An 8,258-nucleotide genomic window follows, 5' to 3' on the forward strand; every position below is an offset into this window, starting at 1 on the left:
AGTCTTCCCTTGTTATTGTGTAGCCAGAATGCCGCAAAACTTCCATGCCTAAGCGAACTGTTGAGAGTACGTTTCGATTTCTGACTGTGTTAGCCTGGAAGTGCTTGTCCCAACCTTGTTTCTGAGCATGAACGCCCGCAAGCCAACATGTTAGTTGAAGCATCAGGGCGATTAGCAGCATGATATCAAAACGCTCTGAGCTGCTCGTTCGGCTATGGCGTAGGCCTAGTCCGTAGGCAGGACTTTTCAAGTCTCGGAAGGTTTCTTCAATCTGCATTCGCTTCGAATAGATATTAACAAGTTGTTTGGGTGTTCGAATTTCAACAGGTAAGTTAGTTGCTAGAATCCATGGCTCCTTTGCCGACACTGAGTAGATTTTAGGTGACGGGTGGTGACAATGAGTCCGTGTCGAGCGCTGATTTTTTCGGCCTTTAGAGCGAGATTTATACAATAGAATTTGGCATGAGATTGGATTGCTTTTAGTCAGCCTCTTATAGCCTAAAGTCTTTGAGTGACTAGATGACATATCATGTAAGTTGCTGATAGGTTTCCAGTTTTCCGCTCCTAGGTCTGCATATTGTACTTTTCCTCTTACTCGACTTAACCAGTACCAACCCAGCTTCTCAACGGATTTATACCATGGCACTTTAAAGCCAGCATCACTGACAATGAGCGGTGTGGTGTTACTCGGTAGAATGCTCGCAAGGTCGGCTAGAAATTGGTCATGAGCTTTCTTTGAACATTGCTCTGAAAGCGGGAACGCTTTCTCATAAAGAGTAACAGAACGACCGTGTAGTGCGACTGAAGCTCGCAATACCATAAGCCGTTTTTGCTCACGGATATCAGACCAGTCAACAAGTACAATGGGCATCGTATTGCCCGAACAGATAAAGCTAGCATGCCAACGGTATACAGCGAGTCGCTCTTTGTGGAGGTGACGATTACCTAACAATCGGTCGATTCGTTTGATGTTATGTTTTGTTCTCGCTTTGGTTGGCAGGTTACGGCCAAGTTCGGTAAGAGTGAGAGTTTTACAGTCAAGTAAGGCGTGGCAAGCCAACGTTAAGCTGTTGAGTCGTTTTAAGTGTAATTCGGGGCAGAATTGGTAAAGAGAGTCGTGTAAAATATCGAGTTCGCACATCTTGTTGTCTGATTATTGATTTTTCGCGAAACCATTTGATCATATGACAAGATGTGTATCCACCTTAACTTAATGATTTTTACCAAAATCATTAGGGGATTCATCAGAGCATTGCATGATTATATTAAGCGCTCAAGTTTAAACATTGAATATGCACATGGCATACTTCATGCATATCTTATCAGACTATGTTCATTATATAAGAGAGAGAGTTTTGAATGTGAAAATGAGGTCCGAGGACTTATTGAAGTAGATAAACATAAATCCCCACCATACAAACTTGAAGAACGTAGTACTGATTACGGAATTGCGTATTATACTAAGGTGAAATTTGCCTGTAACAATATTACGTCAATTAGAGAGATTGTGTTGGGGCCTTTATTTGAACAATCTGATGAACAGCTTCGGTCAAAATTAGATGACCTAGGGTTAAATAATATAAAAATTAGACGTTCCATATGTACCTGCAATGATGCGGTTAATCTGTAATCTGAATGCTGGTATCTAGTACCAGCATTTTTAAATAGTTTTTTGCGGGAAGACCGAAGTATGGTCACAGTTCAGTACATTCCGTCCCAGTCTGGACGGTTGGTTTTTTTATGATGAAACCCGTTTACAGGACGCTCTGTCGGGGGGGTATTGTCCTGTGGAAGCGTTAACAGGTTTATACCTGCTCTTTCTGCTCTCACTGATATCTGATTTTCCTCTTTTGTTTCAGGTAGTTCTGGTCTGTTCAGCGTGATATAGCGAATTCGTCGCTCTTCCTGTGTGGTCGTTTTAAGCGTATTCACCGCTGTTTCCCACAAGGCACTTTCACGTGCGTTGATATCCGTGTCGTACTCTTCCAGCATTGCCATAGCCGCCTGACGTCCTGCAATGCGTTGCTGGAATGTATCCACGATCGTGTGCGGCTCTGTGCGAATTTTTCGTCTTTTTCTGGAGGGTTTTGCAGTCAGGACGCCAATGATGGCACTGACATTTTCCGGTGACGGGATTCGACGTTGAGCAGTACGGGGAACAAGACGGCGGATACGGTCCAGGCGTGGCGCATCCACGCTGATATACCTGTTTATAACAACGGGATCGCTGCTGCAGCTTTTCTCATCGTCAGGGATGAAGAATGATGCTGATGGTACGGTTTCTCCCCGGAAAATAGAAAAGAACTCGCCAGGATGAAGTTCAATCAACTCCTGAACATTTATCTTGCTTTCCATCAGGATGCTGATTTGTGGGCTGTCAATCCATGATTCACCAAATATGCCGTCCTGACGCTGCAGGTTGTTCATTCTCGCTCTGGCTTCTTCACCGGCGGCGCTTTTCAGCGTTCTGGCCGTACTACCCTCGCTGACAATCCTGCCGGCAAATTTTGTCCCCGTGTTCTGCATCAGTGTTGCAGTATTCGTGGCTGTTGTCTGTCCTTCTATACGTTCCTGGTCCTGTGCCATCAAAATCAGAGCAAAATCCAGTGAACGCACCTGAGTGGCTTCCACAGCAATACGGTCCGTATAGTATGCCCCCACTTCATCAAGGAAACACAGATAAGGGAAACGCCCCTTATATTTTTTGACTTCCAGTGCATCGGAATCAGTTCCTTCGAGACGGTAGCCCAAATCACGGGCGAGAATCATACTTTTCTGGGTGATAAACATTCGTCCAAGAGCAGACGTTGTATGCGCTGATGTATCCAGAGCGGGGATCATTACCATCAGAATCCTGTCGCTGTGAATGCTGTCACGGATATCGATATCACCGGAATCTTCAGCAAAAATATCCCCGAATGCTTCCGTGAATGTGCTGAAAGTTTCAGAAAACTGCCCGGAGAGATAAGCATGTTGTTTTCTGGGTTCTTCCGTCCAGGCTGATGGTGTCCTGACCAGTGACAGGTCGAAACCGGGAACGTCCTGAAGGTAGTTACGTAATGGTGCGATAGCTTCTTCCGGCCACTGATCATCGAGGCCACGACAGTAAAGTCTGGCCATCCCTTCGAGAGTCATATGTTCTCGGAGCATCTGCAGTGACATTGTTTTGCCTTCGCGCACACACCAGAATTTAGTACCAAATACCAGTGCCTTGTTCATGGCTATGGCCCGGGACTGCCACTCTCCCCCCTGGACGTTCTGGGGCAGCATTGACTGCATTGTCTCCGCTGTGAATGCCTCAGTGCTGTAACAGAAGGGATTCCAGGTATTTGACTGAGGGCGCGTTTTTTCACCACTCAGAATGATTTCACTGCGGGATTTTCCTCCGTTCATGAAGTTAATGACTTCCACATCGTCTTCACGTCCAAAGCGTCTGGCCAGATACCAGATCGTTCTTGCCGTATCATTCTGTGCCTTGCCATCGACAAGGGTGAATCCTCTTGCCCAGCAAAGTGGGTTAATCGCCCAGGCAAAGATGGTTTCCGTTTTACCGCCACCGGTGGTGGCGAAAAACATTATATGGCGGGTCAGATCGTCCATACTCAGCCATAACTCCCTGCCAATATCCCTGATGCGTTGATAACCAACATAGAATATGCCGCTGGCCGGTGATTCCAGAATGACCTCATACTGGAACAGGGTTGGCCAGAAGCTGAAAAGACTTCTTTTAATCATTCTGTCCTGTGACGGGTCAGCACATTCCAGCGTCATGGGCATACGAAGAGGGCAGCGCCATCGCTGCAGACTAAATACCAGCATTGTTATCAGTGTGAACAACAGACATGCCGGTAATGCAAGTGGCCAGATAAAACTGGCCACAAGACTTGCCACCAGGCAAAAGCCATAGATATTGAGACTCTGGAGTGCATTCCAGACAGGATTTCCCCAGGCTGTACGGTGTAAAAGCTCGGGGTTAACGCGATGTTCACTCATGGCCAGACTCGCTGTCGGTGGTTTTCAGGAATAAATTAAGCGTGCCAGTTTCCTGCAGAATTCCTGTAGGCAGATGCCAGCCGGTGTCGGACAGCACCCATGGGGTACCGGCAAATCCGAACTTACGGAAGGCGACATTGTTAACATCAATCGCAGCTCTGGCCGCTTTCAGGCATGTTTCATCTGCAGGCGTTGTTTCTTCTGATGGCGTCATCATTCCGTTATCTGCGGAATACAGTCGGTGCCAGCCGGCAGCACGTTTCTGAGCATCTTTTTCACACAGCAGTGGTGCCACACGGTCGGTGGATTCCTCTCCACCAATAACTGAAACCGGGTAGATAACGACATTGAAGTCGCTGGCCAGGCGTTTTAAAGCCGGCTCCAGAAGTCTGCAGTTAGGACAGGCAGGATCGAGAAATGCGTAAAGGGTTCGTTCATGACCGGATGACAGGTTGACGGTAAACATGCCCCGATCGGCGTTCCGCTTCAGAACAGCAGCCAGATTATGTCGGGCAGCTGCGGCTTCCGGATTTTTGCTTGTGAGTGTTTTCTCCGGTACCTGGACGTCTTTTTTCGGGGTAACCGGGAGTTGAATGCCTTCATTTAATGGCACGGTGTGATTCAGGTGAGGGGGGAGCAGTCGTGGCTCACCTGCCGTCTGAACTGCTTCAGGCGTTGTATCATCCCAGAATACACGATCAACATAGCGGAACAGAGAGACGGCAATCATTGCCATTACGAACAGTACAACGCTGGCGATTATTGCACGGAACAAAGGCGTTCTGCTGAAGCGGCGTTCCATCAGGTATTCAAGGCGCAGACAGGAATCAATAGCTGTAAGTATCTGGTCAGCGTTATGCTCCTGCTTGTCAATCAGGACGGTTTCTCTGTTACGAGTGCCCATGGCGTCAAAGGCTATATGAATCAGTTGATTGTTTCGTGTTACCAGCCCTGACAGGGCATCCTGTGGAAGGACGGCAATAATTTCTGTCCTGCCACCCGGCCAGATTGCCTGCACGGAAATATGTTTTGCAATGCGTGTTGCAAAGTACTCGATTGTCATTTTCAGTTCTCCGGATAATCAGAATTCGTTGTCTGTAGCAGGTGTGCGGGGCAGGATGTCGTCGGTGAGGGACCAGTTGGTCAGAATGCGGCGTTTCCGGTCGCGATCTGGTTGTGGTTCATCCCAGATAAGACCGAGGCTGAGCATATCCCGCCGTAAGCCTTCCACCGCTTCATCAACACAGGGTTCAGGGCAGGGAAGGCCAAAACGCATGGCTTCGGCCTCTGCACGTGCAACGGCCACCACGCCAGCGCCTTCAATAAATCCTTTCGTGGTATTGGCGCGGTGTAATGCATAAAACAGCGTTCTGTCCACGCCTTTCAGCCAAATCCAGTTGGGTGGCGTAAGCCGCAGGTCATGTGCATACAGCCAGACCAGCCCACTGCGGACGTAGCGATGTTGTTTCAGCCATTGCTGTGCTCCGTCGCTTTTAATCACTCTTTTGAATGCAGATTTGGCCAGTGAATAAACAGGGGTACAGAATTTCCCACTGTCCCGTTTGCTTTTAATTCTGCATGAGAGGTTCAGTGTATCCATGAGCTTTAATGCTGCCTTACGATCATCCAGGAAATACTGAAGGCCAAATATGGCAAAGAGCGCTTTTTCATGTGGTGCCATGTCTTTCCAGGACGTTAAAGGTTTACCCAACTGGGCCATGAAACATCGTCTTGCAGCTGTAACATCGAGCTGCATATTGGTGATGAGAGTATGCTGTTCGACAAATGCTTCCGGGGTGAGAGCAACCCGCCGTTCAGGTCGTTTGCCACCATGAAAGAGTTTTTCCGGATCACCATCTTCCAGTACAGGGGCGATAGCAGGGGACAACGAAGCAAAGATGTGTGGCAGTCGGGTAATATCTACTGGTCTGCGGGTGAAACGGCTTTGTCCCGGATGTTGATACCATTCCCACAAACACCAGAGTGTCACAGGTAAGAGGTACATCCACAAAATACCTATGGTCTGCTCCATGACGTTAACCCACTGGCTATAGCTTATGTTGGCGGCGTTGTTACCGGTCATGGCAAGCAGGTTGTATCGTGGTGCTGCATAGTTATGAAATGGTCCCCAGTCAACCAGTCCCCATAAGGTATGAAGAATCAGGCAGCTGGCGTAAACCACTTCCGGCAAGAATAACCATATGACGAATAGCAGCAGGATAAGAAGGACACCAACAGCGCCCCATATCTGCATAGGATCTTCTGCGACAGGCTGTCGATTGTAAGACATGACAAAGTCTCCATTTCTGGAATTTAAATCAAACGGAAAGGTTAAAAATTTATTTTCAGGTGATAAGAGCTAACCAGAGGAGTTAGCCGTGCGATAAAAGGATTGTTGCAGATACGAAAGTCGTTAGAATAGCCGCGGACGCTTGAGGCTGTATGCCGAAAGCGTTTTGTGGACGGTATACAGCAGAAAGCCCCTGGAGATTTTTTTATCAATCAACCAAGGGCTCTACTGTAATGCATGAACAACATTACAGTAGCCTGATAATTTAGATATGTGTACATCCTACCGGAAAAGATACTTTTCAGGTCATTTATCAATGGGCGTTATTACCACCGGTAGTTTGTTTACGTCTTCTAAATTAACTGGTACCGGAGGTAACCATATTAATCTAGGTTTACGCTCATGGGCTAGTTCTGGTTTCTTACTTCCTGTCCAGTATGTATGCCAGTGTCCCCGGCGTATATGAGGACGTTTGCTACCTATTGTTGTCCGCTCTTTCCCTGTGGGTTCTGCTTGGCGATATTGCCGTATGGCTTGCCCCATTCGAATACCAACGTCCCACTCCCGAATGTTTTGTGCTGGTAGTTCATGGTGAGTGTGAACATGCTTTTTGTGCTTTTCTGACCGTTTAAATTGATTTTTTTCTTTTATATCATTGATCTGTGAACAGATATAAAGCACCATTGATATCTGTGCGTTAAGAAGATTAAACTCCCTGTCTCTGAAATCTTTGAGCTTTTCGTTAACTGTTACGACGACTTCACCATCGATACACTCCATCTTTCTGGAGTCAAGAAGTCCTTCACGAGAGTCCTTTATTCTGATGATATTATTGACGACGTCAACATTCTTTTCTTTTAGCCCTGTAGTTCCTTGGCTTTGTTTCAGATCATCAATAATGAAAAGCCGGATAATATTTCCATTTTTGTCCAAAAATGGATAAAAGAAAAATCCATGTATCGGATAGGACGTAGGAAGTATAGTATGCAGATTTTCGGCTGAAACATAGATACTCCATGAAGGGAGTTCCTTAAGGGTCTGTGCAGGAATGTTATCAACATAGGTGTTAGCCACATCACTGATGATGTCCTCGCTTAGGCGATAAATTTTCTTTGTATAGCGCCAGTATATAAAACACAAAATACTGTGTGGTGACGATAATTCGTTTCCATGAAATAAAGATTCTAGTTTAGAAGCCAGTTCTTCATTTTTTTGTTGGCTCTGGAGACGACTCATTAGTATGCGTTCTTCATCTTTTCTGTCGATAAATAATAATGGATTGTCGCTGCGTTTTTTATTTCGGCATGCAAAGATTTGCTCTTCAAGCCCAGGGAGGTAATGACTCCAACTTATTGATAGTGTTTTATGTTCAGATAATGCCCGATGACTTTGTCATGCAGCTCCACCGATTTTGAGAACGACAGCGACTTCCGTCCCAGCCGTGCCAGGTGCTGCCTCAGATTCAGGTTATGCCGCTCAATTCGCTGCGTATATCGCTTGCTGATTACGTGCAGCTTTCCCTTCAGGCGGGATTCATACAGCGGCCAGCCATCCGTCATCCATATCACCACGTCAAAGGGTGACAGCAGGCTCATAAGACGCCCCAGCGTCGCCATAGTGCGTTCACCGAATACGTGCGCAACAACCGTCTTCCGGAGCCTGTCATACGCGTAAAACAGCCAGCGCTGGCGCGATTTAGCCCCGACATAGCCCCACTGTTCGTCCATTTCCGCGCAGACGATGACGTCACTGCCCGGCTGTATGCGCGAGGTTACCGACTGCGGCCTGAGTTTTTTAAGTGACGTAAAATCGTGTTGAGGCCAATGCCCATAATGCGGGCTGTTGCCCGGCATCCAACGCCATTCATGGCCATATCAATGATTTTCTGGTGCGTACCGGGTTGAGAAGCGGTGTAAGTGAACTGCAGTTGCCATGTTTTACGGCAGTGAGAGCAGAGATAGCGCTGATGTCCGGC

Annotated in this window: 5 protein-coding genes and 2 pseudogenes; 1 reads left to right on the forward strand and 6 read right to left on the reverse strand. The window is 47.2% G+C overall.

The window, feature by feature from the left end:
- The coding region (locus OGY15_RS14405; protein ID WP_286539751.1) for an IS4-like element ISVsa5 family transposase at positions 1-1,141 on the reverse strand (1,141 nt) is incomplete at its 3' end.
- A 102-nt stretch (positions 1,142-1,243) separates the two neighbouring features.
- Here OGY15_RS14405 and OGY15_RS24705 point away from each other — a divergent pair.
- A pseudogene (locus tag OGY15_RS24705) lies at positions 1,244-1,630 on the forward strand (DUF2971 domain-containing protein); the annotation flags it as partial.
- A 71-nt stretch (positions 1,631-1,701) separates the two neighbouring features.
- Here the strand turns inward: OGY15_RS24705 and trbC are convergent.
- The 5 genes and pseudogenes from trbC to OGY15_RS14430 all read right to left on the reverse strand — a co-directional run.
- On the reverse strand, positions 1,702-3,993 hold the full coding sequence (trbC, locus tag OGY15_RS14410) for an F-type conjugative transfer protein TrbC (RefSeq protein ID WP_024190602.1): 2,292 nt from the start codon (positions 3,991-3,993) through the stop codon (positions 1,702-1,704).
- Positions 3,986-5,056, reverse strand: coding sequence for an IncI1-type conjugal transfer protein TrbB (gene trbB, locus OGY15_RS14415; protein WP_000151590.1), 1,071 nt, complete (start codon positions 5,054-5,056; stop codon positions 3,986-3,988). The genes trbC and trbB overlap by 8 nt, the downstream gene beginning before the upstream one ends.
- A gap of 18 nt (positions 5,057-5,074) precedes the next feature.
- Positions 5,075-6,283 (reverse strand): IncI1-type conjugal transfer protein TrbA, encoded by a 1,209-nt coding sequence (gene trbA / locus OGY15_RS14420; RefSeq protein WP_001295719.1) that lies wholly within the window; start codon positions 6,281-6,283, stop codon positions 5,075-5,077.
- A 306-nt stretch (positions 6,284-6,589) separates the two neighbouring features.
- On the reverse strand, positions 6,590-7,519 hold the full coding sequence (locus OGY15_RS14425; RefSeq protein ID WP_251291800.1) for an AcrVA2 family anti-CRISPR protein: 930 nt from the start codon (positions 7,517-7,519) through the stop codon (positions 6,590-6,592).
- 113 nt (positions 7,520-7,632) lie between these two features.
- A pseudogene (locus OGY15_RS14430) lies at positions 7,633-8,258 on the reverse strand (IS1-like element IS1B family transposase); the annotation flags it as partial.

The organism is Citrobacter sp. Cu231, assembly GCF_030332265.1.
Classification (GTDB): domain Bacteria; phylum Pseudomonadota; class Gammaproteobacteria; order Enterobacterales; family Enterobacteriaceae; genus Citrobacter; species Citrobacter meridianamericanus.